Below are 17,525 nucleotides of genomic sequence, written 5' to 3'. Positions count from 1 at the left end.
ATTAGAGATACTCGCGCTGATTGACCCGTCGTTTCCATTCCTCCTTGATCTCCACCGGTTGCTGTTCAGCGATGAGAAAATCGAGCAGCAGGCGTGAAAAGGTTGTCGTTTGCTCAAGGAAGGGGAAGTGGTTAGCTCTGGGCAGAATCAGCAACTGCACCGGGCGATCATGGAGTTGATTGAGAAACATGATATGGTCAAGATTAATAATCTTATCTTGGGCGCCATAGACCGCCAAGAGGGGGCACTCAAGCACATTGACGGTTGAGCGGAGATCGGTATCAAAGAGTGATTCTTGCACACTGGCGAGCACTGTTTCACTGAGGCCCTCGGTATCTTCGAGCAGTTCGTGTTGCACTTCAGGATCAGTGATAGGGATGCTGCGGAGCAACTTCGACCAGACATTGCTCGGATTCGACTTGCCGAGGAGGCGCGAAAAAGTACCTGGCTTGACCAGATCGGCGAGGGTATGGCCTTGCATCGGGGTCGAGACCGTCATCAGGCGTAAAAAGCGGTCTGGTTGCTCGCGTGCAGCACGAATCGCCACCATGCCACCGAGTCCGTGACCGACCAGATTGGCTTTGGCAATCCCCATCTGATCCATAAACTGGCCGAGCATATGCACATAATCGGTAATCGTGAAATGACTGCCGTGCCGATCGCTCTCACCGAAGCCCCAGAAATCGAGGGCATAGGCACGGTAGCGCTCGGAGACAAGATCCATCGTTGAGACCCAGTAACGCCACGAGCCGAGCCAGCTATGGAGGAAAATAATTGGCTGGCCACGTCCTACGACCTCGTAGTGAACCAGACGATTGTCAAGATGAATGGCACTCACGTGGCGTCCTCGTCAGTCTGCTCAGCTTCAGGCTGTTCAAGGGGCAGAATAAAACTAAAGACACTGCCGCGTCCCGGTTCGCTATAAGGTACCCACATTTCGCCCCCGTGTTGTTCCACAATCTGTTTGGCAATCGCCAGACCGAGACCGGTGCCTCCGGTGATATCACGGAGGGGATTATCCGCACGGTAGAAGGGACGGAAGAGTTTCTTGAGCTGGGCGGGGGTCATGCCGACGCCAGTATCTTCGACTTCGATCTGGAGCATGCCACCTGGATTAAGGAAGGCCCGGACGTGGATGCGCCCGCCTTCAAAGGTGTACTTGACGGCATTCGAGAAGAGATTGAAGAAGACCTGGCTAATGCGGCGTTGATCGCCCATCACGAGCGGCAGATCGTCGGGCACATCAAGCGAGACCTGCATCTGCTTATGTTCGGCCTCGAGCAGCAACGACTGCACAGCCTCTTTAATCAATGATGGAATATCAATATCACTAATTTGGAGTTTACGCTTGGAGTCGGGGCGCGAGAATTCCAGAATATCGTCAATCAGCGCGCGGAGGCGATTCGTATTATTTTTGATAATCTGGAGAAACCCAATCTGGTCCTCATTCAAGCTATCCGCAGCGGTCAACAGCAGAACATCCACATAGCCTTTGACTGCCGTGAGGGGCGTCCGCAGTTCGTGGCTCACATCCGAGATAAACTGGCGTTTCGCCTGATCGGCCTCGATTTCACCGGTCACATCACGTAACACAGCGACATTGCCATAATGGTCGCCACTAGGACCAATGACGGGGGCCAGATTAGCCGCAATAAACTGGGTCGGATCGGTGAGATCAATCGAAGTTGAGTAGATCTGCTGATGCAACTCCACCTGTTTGAGGCCATTGGCGAGCGCCTGGAAGATCGCCCGTGCACGCCGTTGCACGGCCATATCATCGGTGTTGAGGTGTTCGAGGATACTCAGCGGATGACCAAGCACCATGTCCGAAGCAACCTCGACGACCTGTTCAGCTGCGGGATTGAAGAGGGTAATGCACTGGTCGGGATCGAGCACGATAATGCCCTCACTGACCGAGCTAAAGACAGCGGCGCGTTTGGAGCTCTCTTCGCGTTGGGTTTCGAGAAGCAAGCCATTGCTATTTGCGAGATCATTAATATAGCTATAGAGCTGGGCATTCGAGACGGCAGCTGCGACAACACTCGCAATCGTGCCAAGGAGATTCATCTGCGAGTCGGTAAAATAGTTCACCTGGGTACTCGAGAGCACGAGCACCCCAAGGGCCTGATCGCTGGTTTGCAAAGGCACAGCAGCGGCTGAGCGGACATCATCAGCACGTCCGGGTTCTTGTTGCCAGCGCGGATCCTGGAGGACATCAGGGATATTGACCGACTCGTGGTATTGCATCACCCAGCCGGCGAGACCCTCACCGCCGCCAAGGCTGAGGGGGATATTCGCGGTACGGGCATCACCAAGGCCAAAGAGCACAGCACGGCAGATCAGCACCTGGTTTTCGGGATCGCGGAGCATAATCGACCCGCGTGTGACGCCAAGATTCAGCGAGATCGACTCGAGGGATTCGCGCAGAATGATCGACGTATCAAGCTGGGTTGTCAATTCAAGCGTAATGGTATGGACAGCCTCGAGGCGTTCTTTTTCCTCAGAGAGTTGCTGATTCGCGAGTTCGACCTCAGCGGTACGTTCTTTCACGCGATGCTCAAGATCGGCGGCGAGATTCGAGATCTCTTCAAAGAGGCGGGCACTCTTGAGCGCCTGACCGGCCTGATTCGCGAGGATGCCAAGCAGGGAAATTTGCTGTGCCGACCATTCGTGAGGTTGATACAACCCGATCCAGATCACACCGAGGCGTTCATCGTGCAGACCAATCGCTGTACCGACGACACTATGAATACCGAGACGAAGCGCATCGGGATTTGAATCTTCGAATGCCTGGAGATCGGCGATGGCGAGCGGTGCATTCCGTTCGAGCAGCGCATGCGTCATACCGTGGAAGCGGAAGTCGATATGGAGATCGTCACGGAGGCCAGAGGCATCAACAAGGACCTGCTGTTCGATGGTTCCGTGGGCATCGAGGCGCAGCACGGCGCACAACTCGGCATTGAGCAACCCGAGCGCACCGAACGCAATGAGGCGCTGGGTCTCATCGAGATCAAGGGAACCTGCGAGGCTACGGGTCACATCGAGGAGCGTCTGCATCTCTTCGGCATTGCGCGTCATTTCGCTAAAGAGGCGGGCATTATTGATGGCGGCTGCGGCCTGATTCGCCACTGTCATCAAGAAACGCTCGTCGCCCTCGGTAAACGCACGTGGTTCATAGCTCTGCACATTGATCACACCGAGGGGTTGATTGCCAAAGAGGATGGGCACAACCAGCAGCGACTCGACCGGATACTCGACCAGAGCGGGATCAAATGGTTCCGGGAGCAAGCCAGCGGCCAGGATGTCATCGCGGCTCGTAAACAGGAGGGACTGATGAGCCTGGACAACCCTGGCATTCACCGCATCACGGAGCATCTGGGCGGTAGGCTGCACACGAAGGCCCTGATGATAGGCGAGGGGGCAGGTAAAGGTATTGGTGGGGACATCATAGAGAGTCACCATTGAAGTACGGACATCAAGCACCTTGCCAATACCCTCGTGGAGATGGGAAATGAGGTCATCAAGTTGGAGGGTGGCATTGACATCAGCGCTAATCGTATTGATGGTCGAGAGCTCGTGAATGTTCTGTTCGCGTTCCTGAAAGAGGCGGGCGGTTTGCAGGGCCGTTGCAGCCTGGTCAGCGAGACCTGAGAGAAGCGCCTGTTCGTCCTGACTAAAATGACGTTCGGCGTTCGTCATCACACTGAGGACACCGATCGTTTCGCCCTGATAGATGACGGGCACACCCATATAGGAGACGAGGTGATTTTCGCGCTGGTAGGTTGGATAGAGTGACGTGCCAGAGAGTTCCACATTATCAATAATGAGCGGTTTGCGAGTGGAGGCGACGCGTCCGGTCATACCTTCACCGACGGGAACGCGCATACTCTGGCGTTGGTCAATGGGAATGCCCGCAATGGCGATTGGTACCAGGACATCCTCACCATTGATAATCCAGAGTGCCACCGTAGCCACACCGAGGCTTCGGCTCACCAGATCCATCAGTTTATTCAGCACCTCATCGGCGCGCAAGAGTGAGGAGAGGATCCCGGCGGCATCAAGCACCGTCGAGAGGTCTTTCACCTTTTGTTCAAGGGCCTCGGCACTCGCACTTGCGGCGGCAAACGCCTGTGCGCGGCTAATCGCAGTTGAGGTCTGATTCGCGATCGTATGGCACAGCTTGACGCGCTGGGTACTGAACTCACCGACTCGGCCAACAAAATCGAGGCCCACGGCACCGATTACCTCTTCCGCGACAACAAGCGGTACGAGGGCAATCGAGCGAATATCAAGCTCACGGAAGGTAGCATGAGAAAGGACAAAGAGTGGATCATGCTGCGCATCAAGGGCAACCAGCGGCTCGCGGTGTTGATCGAGCCAATCAACGGAAGGGCTATCGCGCAGTGGAATGCGGATCTGATCAAGAACGCCACTGGCTCGATGTTCAGCGACAGCATAGGCAACCCCAGCCTCGCGGTCATAGATCACCAGTCGGGCCTGATCGACCCGGGTAGCCTGAGCCATTGCATCGACCACGAGTTGATAGATCGCCTGGACCTGGGTTTCGGCACTAGCCAGGAACGACACCTGATTGACGAGTTGCAACTGGTCAACCTGGGCCTCGGCCTGTTCGAGCAAGCGTACATTCTGGACACCGAGGGCGAGTTGATTAGCTACCGTCGTCAAGAAGGAGCGTTCACGCGGGCCATACAACCCGGGGCTATAACTCATGACGGCAATGACACCGACAACACTGCTCTCGCCAACGAGCAACGGCACCCCCAGCCATGAGGCCGAGACGCGTTCGGTACCAAAGGTAACCGGGTTGAAGTTCTCGTCCATCTCTTCCTGACGGAGATCGTGGAAGAGCAGGGGGCTACGGGTCTGAATAATCCGTGCGGTCAAACTCGTTGGACTGGGGGTACGCCAATGATCATCGAACGTCAAGATCTCATCATCAACTTCAATCGAGAGGGTGATACGATTCTCTTCTTCATAGTAGATAAAGACAAAGAAGGAATCGAGTGACAGGAAACTCTTCAGGTGATCATAGACCTGTTCAAGCATCATCTGGAGATCGAGGGTTGAACTGGTAACGTGGCCAATCTGATTGATCACATCAAGCTCGGCGAGGCGGCGTTCGCGTTCATCGAAGAGACTTGCCCGTTCGATCGCAATGGCAAGCTGGCTGGCGACCGTTGAAAGGAACTGAACCTCAGGTTGGGCAAAGGCATGGGGTTGCACATCTTGCAGACAGAGCAGACCGATGGCGCGGCCCTGACTAACGAGCGGCACCCCCAGCCAGGAACGAATGGACGCTGCTTCATCGGCATAATGCACGGCCTGAGCCTGATAGGCTGGTTCAGCCCAGAGATCCGCGATCAGCAGTGGTTCACCATTGCGGAGCACCAGTTCAATCAGGCCCGATCTTGGCACCACGGTCTTATGCATGGCATAGGCCAATTCGTTGCCTTGCATAAACAGATTGAAATAGACGTCGTCGGTCTCGTGGTGATAGCTTGCCACAAAGAAGAAACTTGGCACCCCAAGGAAAGAGGTAAGCTCGGCATAGACACGATTGAGCAGGGTATCGAGATCAGTGGTTGAGGTTGCGGCCGTACCAACCTGAAAGAGGGCGGTCATCTCGTCGGCGCGGGCATCGGCATCACGCAAAAGCCAGGCATTCTCGATCGCGATAGCGGCCTGGTCAGCAAAGATTGCCAGTGGTTCAACGGTACGTTCGGTTGGGCGGCGATGATCGAGCGGATCGGCCACCAGCATGACCCCGAGCAGATCGCCGTCAGTTGCATAGAGGGGCACGCAGAGGCGGTCGCTCATTTGCCACTCGGAGGGCAAGGGCTCGTCATCACCTTGCAGATAGGCGAAAATATTGGTCTCAAACTCACGCTCGATTGCATGAGCTTCTTGAGCGGGAATGAAATAGCAGCGTCCGAGACGAAAACGGGGTTCGAGGTAACGGGTCACGAGGCGATCATCAAGCGCCAGTTGTTTCATTGAGGCAAGCACATCGCGTGGAATACCCGCAGCGGCGAACGGCGTGAGCAGACGAGGTTGCTGGGGATTGGTCAGACAGAAGAGCGCCTTACGATAATTGGCCGACTCAACGGCACTATACGCGACCTGTTCGAGCAGATTCTCAAGCGAACGATCACCGCGCAGGGCCTGACCGATTTCGAGCACATTATTCAGGATCTCGGCTTTTGTCTCTTGGGTACGGTAGAGATGCTCCAACTCGGCGTAACGCTGGGCATTGCCAATGCCAACAGCGGCCTGGTGGGTCAGGGCACGTAAAAACTCAACGGCATCATAATCAAACGCACGCAAACGGGGGGCAAAAAGGATCAAGACCCCGTAGACCCCAGCCTGATAAAAAATAGGGGCTGCGAGGGCTGACTGCTTGTCGGCAAGGTGTTCAGGAACCCACTCATCAGCCGACAACCGATCGTTGAACTCGGGCTCACGTCGTTCGAGGGCGCGCCAGGCCGTGGTTGCGGTGAAAGGCAAAGGAGTGCCGATTAATTGATCATGGCGTGCCGTTTCAAACCCAACCGCCTCAGCAATAAAATAGACCGACCGAACCTGTGGTACGGTGGTATCGAGGGCATCGCGATAGATGGCGGGGGTTTGCTGGTCACCCAACCCGAGCGTATCGAGCAGCAATGAGTGTTCAGCCGTCTCATCATCATCAGCGGTGTTACGGAGCGCGATCAAGCCATGGCTCGCCCTAGTCACCTTGAGGGCCTGATCGAGCACATACTGCAGGATTTCTTTCTGGTCGAGCGTGGAGGCAAGCTGACTCGAGACGCGTTGGAGTGCGCGTAACTGTTCAATACGAACCTGGAGACTGGTATCAGCCTGTTCATAGCGACTGGCATTGGCGATGGCCTGAGCGGCATAGCCAGCGACAATCGTGAGCAAGCGGGCATCATCTTCGGTAAAAGCGCCAGGTTGCACCGCAAACAACTCACAGGTTCCAAGCAGTTCTTCGCGGAGGCGCAACGGAACCCCCAGATACGATCGTGCAGGCCCCTGGTCAGTGAGTTTGACAGCACCTGAAAGATGCAGATCGCGGAGTTGAGGAGGAAGGAGCGAGAGGTCACTAATGCGCAGGGTACGCTGATGACGTGAAAGCCAGGTGGTCAACTCAGCCGCAGCGAGTGCCTCGTCGAGGCCCCACTGCGCACCGATGCGCAACGCTTGCGCCCGTTGATCGACAAGCGTAATCCGGGCACCGTTAAAACGAGCAAGTTCCTTGGCCCCGGCGAGGATCGCCTCGATCGTTTCTTCAAGCGAGAGTTCTGCCGTCAGCTTTTGACTAATGCTCTGCAGCAACTCAAGCTCGGTGGCGCGTTGCTGGGCAGCGAGATAGAGGCGGCGATTGAGAATAGCCGTTGCAACTTGAGCGGCGAGCACCTGTGCGAGATTGCGGTCGGTTGGCGAGACAGGGTGGCGGGGGCGGTTGAAGCCAAGCGTCATCAACCCGAGGATCTGATCCTGACCGCGCAGCGTCAAGACGAGCGCACTCTGGCAGCCTGCGGCACTGAGGATCGCGGCGAAATCATTATGCCCGGCGATTGCCTGCGTATCTTCGATCAGCATCGTCTCGTCGCGACCGACTTGAGCGAGGATAAACCTGGCCCCTTTCAGGGTCGTAGGAAAGCGCCCATTGCGCTCGGCGTGGTGGGTCGAGTCGTCACTGTAGACACTGATGGTATGCAGGGTATCGGGCGGTGATTGTTCGACCAGATGCACGGCACAGATATCGGCTTTGAGGGTAAGGGCAATATTCTCGGTTGCGCGGGCGAGCATACCGTCAAGTTGACCAGTGCCAGTAATCTGTTGACTATTTTCATAGAGGACGAAGAGCTCACGGGCACGCTGTTGTTGATGGCTCAAGAGGCGGGCATTGCGCACCAGCAGCATCACCTGGGAGGCACATACGTCGGCGGCCTGCAAGAGCCGGGAAGGAACGTGAGCATGCTTCAAGAGGAAGACGAGGGTACCGACAGGTTCGTCCTGATGCTTGAGCGGCACGGCCAGCGCGGGCCGGGCAAGGTCTTGTGGAGGAGCCTGGGTCGTGCGACACAGGTCAAGCGTCAGTGTGCCAATTTGGATGCCCTGGAGGGCCTGAACAATCAGGTTTTCACTAGACAGAGGCAAACTCGTGGTGAGGCGCAGATCACGTGCCCCGAGGGCGAGCAAATTGAGGCGGCCTTCATCGGGGTCAACGGTATAGATCGCGCCCGCCTCAACCTGTAGAAGGGAGGCAACACTGGCCAGAAATGTCTGAAGCAGGGTCACGAGATCGCGATCACCGACCAGTTTGAGCCTGGCGGCGGCGATTTCATAGATCTGCTCGATCTGAGTTGAGGCAAGCAAGCGTTGCTGGGAGGCGATCAAGAAGGCAAGTTGCGCCGCGAGGGCGGTACGAAACGCAGGTTCGAGGAGAACGCCGTAGTGTTCATGGAGGAACAACTGCCCGACCAACTCAGCATCGGCACCACACTCGAGGAGAGTCGAGGCTTCAGACGGCGCAAACTCGGCACCCCAGGCTGCGGTAGCGACGACCCGTCCTTGCTCACAGAGTTCAAGGCGACCTGCCGAGCAAGGAAGATAGCGAGCCAGCAACGCAACAAGCCGACCAGCATAGTCGGCTGAAGGTACTGGTGTTTGAAGTTGCGTGCTCTGGGCAAGCTGTGTGAGCAACTCCCAGCCTGTTGCAGAGGTCAGGGCAAGTGTGGTATCCATAGTTCAGTCGTGGTGCTCCTACACAGCGACGTTCTGCTCATATAAACGGAGATGAAGCAGCTTTCTGAAGAGCCTGAACGGACAACTTCTGTTTAGGCATGTCCCCGACCATAGGCAATCCAACTCTTACGGCCCTGCTCACGAGCCTGATGAGTGGCGCGCTGACGTGTTTCGGCAGCCGTCTCGCTGAGTTCACGGATATCGTAAAACGGACCGTCCTGACTGCTCAGGACACCGATAGCGAGCGACATCAACGGCACCTGGCGCATCGTTCCATTTTCATCAGTGATCTCCAGGAAGCCCTGTTTACGATGACGAAAATTGTAGTGTAACCCGATTTCTTCGTCAAAACGATTTACCAGATGTTCACAGATCAGCTTGATCCGTTCAGGGGTTGAGGTCACGACAAAATCAGGTCCGACCACCATCTGGCCGACAAACTCATCAGCGTTACCTACGCCAACTTCGGTGACCCCCTCATTGAGGAGCAACGAGGTAAACTTGAGCACATCCTCACCCACAACCGAGCCATAACTCTGGGTAAAGGTCTCGAAGCCATTGATATGGATCTGGGCCATCGCCCAGCCCTGGGTCGTCAAGAGATTACGGAGTTGCTCATTGATCAACTCGGCGGTAGGGAGATTGGTGACGGGGTGCAATTGATTTTTGCGCCGGGCCTCATCGAGCTGGTTCTTGACAATCGTATGAACTTCCTCGATATCAAAGGGTTTGACGATATAGTACTGAGCCTGCACTTCACCGAGGCCGATCAGACGGTCACGGCGTTCACCGCGTGCCGTCAAAAAGATGATCGGAATATGGCGTGTACGGGGGTTGGCCCGTAACACCCGCCCGATTTCATAGCCTTCCATATCGGGAAGATTGACATCGAGGAGGGCGAGATTGGGTGGTGTTTTGCTACAGATCTCCAGTGCATGGGAACCCCGCATCGCGGTGAAGACCTCGTAACCACGCGATGTGAAATAGATCTTGAGCAGGTTGGAAATATCAGGCTGGTCTTCAACGACTAGAATACGTTCTTTGCTCACCGGATTGACCTCCTCGCACTGGTGGGAGAAACACCGACGCGCTGGTGCTGCTGGCTGACAGAGCCAGTCGGTTGACTGATTGATCGAGCAGGGGCTGGCAACGACTGATGCTCGTGCAAAGCAGACGCATCGAGGTGATCGCCATTGGAATGGTAGCTTCCGTTGGGATAGGCTGGTTGGATCTGATCAAGGGAGGCCTTGGGTGGTTCAGGATGGTCTGGTTGAGCTGGATCGTGGTAGACATTGGGCCAGTGATAGATAATTCGGCGTGGTTCACCGGTACCAACGTTGACGTCGTCGACATCGTGCCCCCTGACCGTCTTGCTAATCAAGCCCTGATCATGATCAAAGATTATAACGGTATTCGACTCGATCATTCGTCCAGGGTAGACGACAAAGCCACTGCCGATTTTTACATTATGGCCAACGGCTGACCCCAGGACGGGGAGATGCACTTCAACGGCTTCGCCGCGATGCATCACTTTGATTGGTTCATTTTGCAGATTGAAATCGGTAAAACAATTATTGGCCCCGATAAACGTATTGCGGCCAACAACGGTCAACTGCAGGGTGGAATTCTGGGCGACCATACTATTTTCCATCAAGGTGGTCATAAAGAGACCCGCATTGAAGGGGAGGAAACAGCGATCACTGACCACACTGAGCATCACCTGGCTTCCCTGCATCACATTGACATTATTACCGATGATGCTATTGGCAATCACAACGCCTGGGCCGATATAGACATTATCCCCGATCACGGTTGGCCCGTGGATGGTTGCCGAAGGATCAATCGAGCAATTTTTGCCCACTTTGACGAGGGCGTGGGAGGCGAGGAAATGGTTGCGCCACATCTCTTCAAAGGGATTGAGGCGTTGCCAGATCGCCGCCGCAGAGAAGCCGGCCTTATCAACAAAGATGCGCCAGTCTTCGCGTTTCCAGTGCAGCATATCTTTGAGGCGAGCGCGGCTCATTTTGACATCTTGCGCTGCCGCATAGGTGAAGACACCCATCAAGATATTGGCGATGAAGACATGCACCCAGCTTTCAAGGGAAAGAAAAGCGCGCAGCGGGATCTGATAGGTGAGATCGCCCTTATGCGCCATATAGCTTGGGATATGATAATAGCCCATCTCGTGGCTCTGGGTTTCGATAATAAGCGGGGTGGGGTCTTGAACGGGGCCGTGAGGGAAATAGTAGAGTTCGGCAAGATAGACATCGGCGTACGCTTCGCGACCTTCATCGAGGCAGGGTTGCGCGGTGCGTGCGACAAAACCACGGGTCAACTGCAAGGCATGGCGTTCGATAGTGGGGTCACCCCGCACGCCGGTGGCAGGATTGCTGGCACGAAACGCGATCTGGCAGGCACGCCCCGAAGCGCGTGCGGCACTGATGAACGCATCGATCAGATTGGCATTAAAATAGAGATTATCGCGATACACTAATAATTCATCGGTGCTGCTATTTTGTTCAGTAAAAAGATCTTGAATTGAATTTATTTCAAGACTACCTTTGCAATGCTGTTTGAGTAGATCGCGTTGGAGTAACCAAAGGGGCTTATTCAGAATGCGTAATTCGCGTGCGGGTTCAGCAAACGGAGCGATCGGTTCATGATCGCGGATGATGATGCGCTCCATCGAGATCCCCTTTCTTGCACGACAACATGAGAGATAGTAACTACCCACCTTGACGGCATACATCCCCTACGAAGTACTATAGGATGTAGCGACCGGGATCACAAGTAGGCGAGGTTACAGTCGCATTACGAGAACCATGCGTGGTTTCGCAGTAGGGGTGAGTATTGGTATTGTACACGATGGCTTGCCCTATCGTCAACAGATTATGTTAACCTTGAGTAGCCAGTGAAGCATGATGTCTGGCAAGGTATGTCCCCGTGGGTGAGGCGGCGACTTGCATCACCGTTTCAGGGGGGCCAGCGGCGACGAGATGCCCGCCGCCGCTGCCACCCTCGGGCCCCAGGTCAAGCACCCAGTCGGCGTGCAGGATGACATCGAGGTTGTGCTCGATCACCATAACGGTATTGCCTGCATCAACGAGGCGATGCAGGATGCTCAAGAGGCGTTCGATATCGGCAATGTGCAGGCCGCTGGTTGGCTCGTCAAGGATATAGAGGGTGCGTCCAGTGGCGCGACGGGCCAGTTCGGTTGCCAGTTTGATGCGTTGCGCTTCACCCCCCGAGAGGGTATTGGCCGGCTGGCCGAGGCGAATATAACCGACGCCAACATCGAGCAGAGTTTGCAGCCGTTCGGCAATCGCAGGAACACGGGCAAAAAACTCGGCACCTTCGGCGACGGTCATGGCGAGCACATCGGCAATGGTCTGGTCGCGATAGCGTATATCGAGGGTTTCACGGTTGTAGCGGGTCCCACCACAGCGGTCGCAGGGCACAAAGAGATCGGGGAGGAACTGCATTTCGACGCGGATCAGGCCCTCGCCACGACAGGCTTCACAGCGGCCACCCCGGGCATTGAAGCTAAAGCGTGAGGCATCGTACCCGCGGGCGCGGGCCTCGGTGGTGGCGGCAAAGAGGTTGCGAATTGGGTCAAAGACGCGACTGTAGGTGGCTGGATTTGAGCGTGGGGTGCGCCCGATGGGGTGCTGATCAATCGCGACAACTTTGTCAATGGCGGCGAGTCCTTCGAGGCTCGTGTGGAGTCCAACGCGCCCCTGGGCACCATGCAATTCCTGGGCGAGGCGAGGATAGAGCGTATCCATGACGAGGCTGCTTTTGCCACTCCCTGAAACACCGGTGACGACCACGAGGCATCCGAGCGGAAACGTCACGTCGAGATTGTGGAGATTGTTCTCACGGCAACCGCGAAGGGTTAGGAAACGGCCATTGCCGGGGCGTCGCTGCGTTGGGCGCGGGACTCGTCGCTTGCCACTGAGGTACTGCCCAGTGAGTGAGCGCGGCTCGGCGAGCACGGTTTCGAGGGTGCCACTGACGATCAATTCGCCGCCATGTAGGCCAGCGCCGGGGCCAATATCAACAATCCAATCGGCGGCACGGATCGTCGCCTCATCGTGTTCAACGACCAGCACACTATTGCCGAGGTCGCGCAGGCGGATGAGCGTTCGCAACAGGCGCTCGTGGTCGCGGGGGTGGAGCCCGGTGCTTGGTTCGTCAAGCACATAGATCACCCCCGCGAGACCTGCGCCAACCTGGGTTGCCAGACGGATGCGCTGACTCTCGCCACCGCTGAGGGTCGTGGCCGCCCGGTCGAGGGTGAGGTAGCCGAGGCCAACATCGACAAGGAAGGCGAGGCGTTCGACGACGTCTTTGAGCAGCGGGGCGGCGATCAAGCGTTGGCGTGTGGTGAGGGTTGTGGGTGCCGTGCCCGCTTCTGTGGAGGCGGGGCGAGCGTCGGTTGGAGGATGGTCTGCTGGTAGCGTGGGCGGTTTTTCCTCCACCAGCATCAAGATCCTTTGGGTCCATGCCAACGCCTCGGTAATCGGCATTCGATTGATGTTGGGCAGAGTCTGGTCGGCAAAGGTGACGGCCCGAACTTCAGCCCGCAGTCGATCGCCGTGGCACGCAGGGCAGATCTGGAACGCCCCATCGAACAGCGCGGCTTCGTCGGTCTCTTCTTCATCAGCGGGGGCGTCATCAGATAACGCAGACGCAAGCAACTCGCGGTCACGGTACGCGCCGCGATCGCGTTCAGCGACATGGCCCAGACCATCACAGGTTGGGCAGGCACCGTGCGGGCTATTGAACGAAAAATGGCGCGGTTCGAGGCTGAAGAGGTTGATCGACCCGTGATCGGGGCAGGCATAGGCCTGTGAAAAGCTCAGGGTTGCGCCATTGAGCGTATGCACCAGCAAACGTCCTGCGGTAAGCTTGAGGGCAGTCTCGACCGAGTCGGTGATCCGCACGCGATCAGGATGTTCAGCGAGTTGATCAGCGCGGGGGCGAGCCACGTTAATGGGGGGATGGCGGACAATCAAGCGATCGACCACCACCTCGATCGTATGGCTGTGTAGAGGATCGAGGGTAATGACCTCATCAAGGTCACGGACATCGCCATTGACGCGCACGCGGACAAAGCCACGGCGGCGCATTTCCTCAAAGACAAGCACGTGATCGCCGGTACGCTGGGCAATCAGTGGCGCGAGCAAGAGCAGGCGACTGTCCTCGGGGAGGGCAAGGATCGCATCAACCATCTCTTGCACCGAGTGGCGGATGAGAGGCAGGCCGCACTGCGGGCAGTGGGGTTGACCGGCACGGGCAAAGAGGAGGCGCAAAAAATCGTAGATTTCGGTGACGGTTCCGACCGTTGAACGTGGATGACGGCTACCGCTGTGCTGATCAATGGCAATCGCTGGCGAAAGGCCCTCGATGGCATCAACATCTGGTTTGGCAAGTTGGCCAAGAAACTGACGAGCGGCCACCGAAAGACTTTCGACATAACGCCGCTGGCCTTCGGCAAAGATCGTATCGAACGCCAGCGTACTCTTGCCCGAACCCGAGAGACCGGTGATAACCACCAACTGATTACGGGGCAAGCGCACATCAATATTTTTAAGATTGTGCTCGCGGGCACCACGGACAATAATCCAGTTCATGACATCAGCACCATGTCATCACGATGCACGACGGCAGGGCCATACTCATACCCAAGGGTCTCGGCGATCTGGGCGGAACGGAGGCCCTTGATCGTACGCACATCGGCAGCGCGATACTGGGTCAGACCGCGGGCGATCTCGTGGCCTTCCTGGTCAAAGATACGGATCGTCTGGCCGCGGTCGAATTCACCCTCGACGGCCACAATGCCAGCGGGCAAGAGGCTACGACCTTGATAGCGGAGGGCCTGGACAGCACCTGCATCAACAACGAGGCGACTCTGGCGGGCTGTTTCGGCGATGATCCAGCGCTTACGCGAGTCGAGGTGGCTCGCCGCCGCCGGGAAGCGGGTACCGAGGCGTTCACCGTGGGCAACGCGGAGCACCACATCGGGCTGCATACCCGAGGTAATCACGACGGTGGTCCCGGCGCGGGTCGCCAATTCAGCGGCCTGGATCTTGGTCTGCATGCCACCGGTACCACGATGGGTTCCGGCGGCACCGGCAATGCTCCAGATCCGCTCATCGATCACCTCGACTTCACTGATCAATTCAGCGCTGGGATCATTGCGTGGGTCGGCGGTATAGAGACCGGTGATATCAGTGAGGATCAGCAAAAGATCGGCGTCAACGAGGCCAGCGACCATAGCCGAAAGATTATCGTTATCACCGACACGAATCTCGGCGGTGACCACAGCATCATTCTCATTGATAATCGGCACAATGCCGCGCTCGATGCAGAGCAAGAGCGTATTGCGGGCATTGAGGTAACGTCGACGGTCGCGGAGGTCATCGCGGGTCAAGAGGGCCTGAGCGACCTGGAGGCCATACAACTCAAAGAGTTGCTCATAGAGGTGCATCAGGCGGCTCTGCCCAACGGCAGCATAGACCTGTTTGAGGGGCACATTGGCGCGAGAGCGGTGATCGGGCGCATCATTGAGGCGTTCGCGGCCAGCGGCGACGGCCCCGGACGAGACAAGGAGCACCTGGACACCCTGAGCGCGCAGGTCGGCGACCTGGCGAGCGAGGCTAACGAGGTACGGGCGATTGAGGCGATCGGTACCAGCGGTAAGGACACTGGTACCAAGCTTGATCACAAGGCGTGAAGGAAGGTTTGTCATACTAAGCACTACTCGTTGGACGTTTAATGCCAAGCTCATCCAAGCGTTCGGGAGTCGGATCGCCCGCAGGCGACCATCCGTGGCGCTGATAATATGCGGCGAGCATCGACGCAAGGGGCGGAAGTTGATCGGCGGCGGGGCCATCTTCAAGCGGCTCACGCAGCCAGCGGAGGGGGAGCGTATCAACGCCGTCATTATCGGCATAACGACGGGCAAAGAGGCGTTCGACCGTCAGAATACGTTCACCGAGGCGGGACATATCGGCGCCGGTCAAGACAACCCCGGTTGCCCCAGCGATCAGCGCAAGGAGTTCACCGGGTGAAACCTGATAGCCCAGCAACCCAAGGCGTCGGCAGATCCCGGCGGCATCGAGGACAGCCGCGAAGCGCTCGTGCCAGATGAGGCGGGCAACCTTGCCATGCGAGTCGTGGGGCATCCCGGACTGTTCAGGAATCCACGGAGGCGGCGCGGGATGGAAGGGTTCGTAGGCCATCGCATAGCGATAATCGCCGCCAATGGGGGCGGTCGCGGTCGCAAGGGCCAGCAGATAGGAAGCACGCACATCGAGGGCGGGCATCGCCTGGCCCTTGACCTGAGGCGCAAACGCTTCACTACCCCAGAAGACGCCTTGCATCTCACCAACACCAAGCGAGAGCAGATCACGTTTCTCGTGCTTGCGACCGAGATTCTCGACGGCACTGAGTACTGCCTCGCCATCGCCCCAGGCGAGCGACTTCTGTTGGGTCAGCCCCTGCTCCTGGCACTCCATCAGAAAACTGACGGCAGCGCTGGTGGCAACAGGATCAAGCCCGAGACGGAGGCAGCGGTCAGCGAGGAGGGTGAGGCAATCAACGTCAGTGATGCCACACCAGGCCCCAAACCCGGCGACACATTCAAGTTCGGGCACGGGCCGCCGCACCTCGGGACTCTGGAAGAGATCGAAATAACAGGGCATCGGGCAACCCTGGCAGCCACGCGATTCACGGGGATGTGCAGTGAGGCGGGCCCTGATGGTGAGCATATGGTCACTGACGTGTCCGCGTTGTCCATTGCGTTCAGTGAGTGCGCCCGACTCGACAGCGCGTCCGAGGAGATGGCTACTGCCAACCTCACTGAGGCCGGCGGCAAAGAGGCTGCTTTCAACGCGGCGGCGGATGACATCAAGGGCGGCCTGCATACGCTGCGGATCGTGGGCTGTCAAGGGTGGGCCACCGCGGACAACGATCGCCTTAAGGCGTTTCGAACCCATCACAACGCCAGTGCCGGCGGGTTCAGCGGGGTAGCGACCCTCGGCAACAATGCTGGCATAGGCAACCTCGGCCTCACCGGCGGGGCCAAGCGCGAGCACAGTGGCATCATCGCCGTGCTGCGTCTGAAGCATCGCGGCGGTTGCAACCGTATCAGCACCGAGCAGATGCGTTGCGGAGTGTAGATGCACCTGATTGCCCTCGATCGCAAGATAGACCCAAGCGGGAGCCTGGCCACGGATCACGAGCACATCGTAGCCAACTCGGCGCAACTGTGCCCCCCAGTGACCCTGGGCCCAGCTATAGGCAATTGCGCCAGTCAGGGGCGAGCGGGTTCCAACCACAAAGCCGCCCGAGGCAAACGCAGAGGTGCCAGCGAGGGGGCCTGCGGCAAAGACCAGCACATTTTCGGGGGCCATCGGGGCCGTAGCGGGTGGCAGGTGATGCCAGAGCAGCCATGCGATTGCGCCACGACCACCAAGATAATCGCGTTCGACCGTAGCCGGCAAAAACTGGCGAGCGTGACCGCGTGCCAGGTCAATGGTCAGAGTACGGAGAGCCATAAGGTACATTGCTCACAATGCTACATCATCTTCTTTTCCTATTATACCTTGCTCGCGCAATCTGGTATGTTATAGTAGGGTTCAGGCTTGTGAGTAGTTCGTCATACGTATGCTGGTGAGAACGGCCAGCGCCGCTGGCCGTTCTCACCAGCATACATATGGGTTCTTAGGGCTAGCGCCCTAAAGTTCATG

At 57.3% G+C, this 17,525-nt stretch carries 7 protein-coding genes; all 7 read right to left on the bottom strand.

The window, feature by feature from the left end; all coding sequences use genetic code 11:
• Position 1: 1 nt before the first annotated feature.
• The 7 genes from EYB53_RS08730 to EYB53_RS08700 all read right to left on the bottom strand — a co-directional run bounded on the left by EYB53_RS08730 (position 2) and on the right by EYB53_RS08700 (position 17,333).
• Positions 2 to 838: an alpha/beta fold hydrolase gene (locus tag EYB53_RS08730; RefSeq protein ID WP_135477821.1), complete on the bottom strand. Its 837-nt coding sequence runs from the start codon at positions 836 to 838 to the stop codon at positions 2 to 4.
• On the bottom strand, positions 835 to 8,769 hold the full coding sequence (locus tag EYB53_RS08725; protein WP_135477820.1) for a GAF domain-containing protein: 7,935 nt from the start codon (positions 8,767 to 8,769) through the stop codon (positions 835 to 837). The genes EYB53_RS08730 and EYB53_RS08725 overlap by 4 nt, the downstream gene beginning before the upstream one ends.
• A gap of 92 nt (positions 8,770 to 8,861) precedes the next feature.
• On the bottom strand, positions 8,862 to 9,818 hold the full coding sequence (locus EYB53_RS08720) for a response regulator (protein ID WP_135477819.1): 957 nt from the start codon (positions 9,816 to 9,818) through the stop codon (positions 8,862 to 8,864).
• Complete coding sequence (locus EYB53_RS08715) at positions 9,815 to 11,455, bottom strand: LbetaH domain-containing protein (protein WP_135477818.1); 1,641 nt, start codon at positions 11,453 to 11,455, stop codon at positions 9,815 to 9,817. Before EYB53_RS08715 ends, EYB53_RS08720 begins: the two co-directional genes overlap by 4 nt.
• Before the next feature lie 208 nt (positions 11,456 to 11,663).
• Complete coding sequence (gene uvrA, locus EYB53_RS08710) at positions 11,664 to 14,405, bottom strand: excinuclease ABC subunit UvrA (protein WP_135477817.1); 2,742 nt, start codon at positions 14,403 to 14,405, stop codon at positions 11,664 to 11,666.
• Positions 14,402 to 15,523: a glutamate 5-kinase gene (proB, locus tag EYB53_RS08705; protein WP_135477816.1), complete on the bottom strand. Its 1,122-nt coding sequence runs from the start codon at positions 15,521 to 15,523 to the stop codon at positions 14,402 to 14,404. The genes uvrA and proB overlap by 4 nt, the downstream gene beginning before the upstream one ends.
• Position 15,524: 1 nt before the next feature.
• Complete coding sequence (locus EYB53_RS08700; RefSeq protein ID WP_135477815.1) at positions 15,525 to 17,333, bottom strand: aldehyde ferredoxin oxidoreductase family protein; 1,809 nt, start codon at positions 17,331 to 17,333, stop codon at positions 15,525 to 15,527.
• Positions 17,334 to 17,525: the final 192 nt, after the last annotated feature.

The sequence above is a fragment of the Candidatus Chloroploca mongolica genome (assembly GCF_004762035.2).
GTDB classification, from domain to species: domain Bacteria; phylum Chloroflexota; class Chloroflexia; order Chloroflexales; family Chloroflexaceae; genus Chloroploca; species Chloroploca mongolica.
The sequence above is the reverse complement of the archived record's forward strand: the minus strand, read 5'-3'. Positions and strand labels throughout refer to the sequence as shown.

Excerpts from the sequence above, each read along its gene's own strand:
- EYB53_RS08725 (WP_135477820.1), bottom strand. The coding sequence starts at position 8,769 with ATGGATACCACACTTGCCCTGACCTCTGCAACAGGCTGGGAGTTGCTC.
- uvrA (WP_135477817.1), bottom strand. The coding sequence starts at position 14,405 with ATGAACTGGATTATTGTCCGTGGTGCCCGCGAGCACAATCTTAAAAAT.
- EYB53_RS08700 (WP_135477815.1), bottom strand. The coding sequence starts at position 17,333 with ATGGCTCTCCGTACTCTGACCATTGACCTGGCACGCGGTCACGCTCGC.
- EYB53_RS08715 (WP_135477818.1), bottom strand. The coding sequence starts at position 11,455 with ATGGAGCGCATCATCATCCGCGATCATGAACCGATCGCTCCGTTTGCT.
- proB (WP_135477816.1), bottom strand. The coding sequence starts at position 15,523 with ATGACAAACCTTCCTTCACGCCTTGTGATCAAGCTTGGTACCAGTGTC.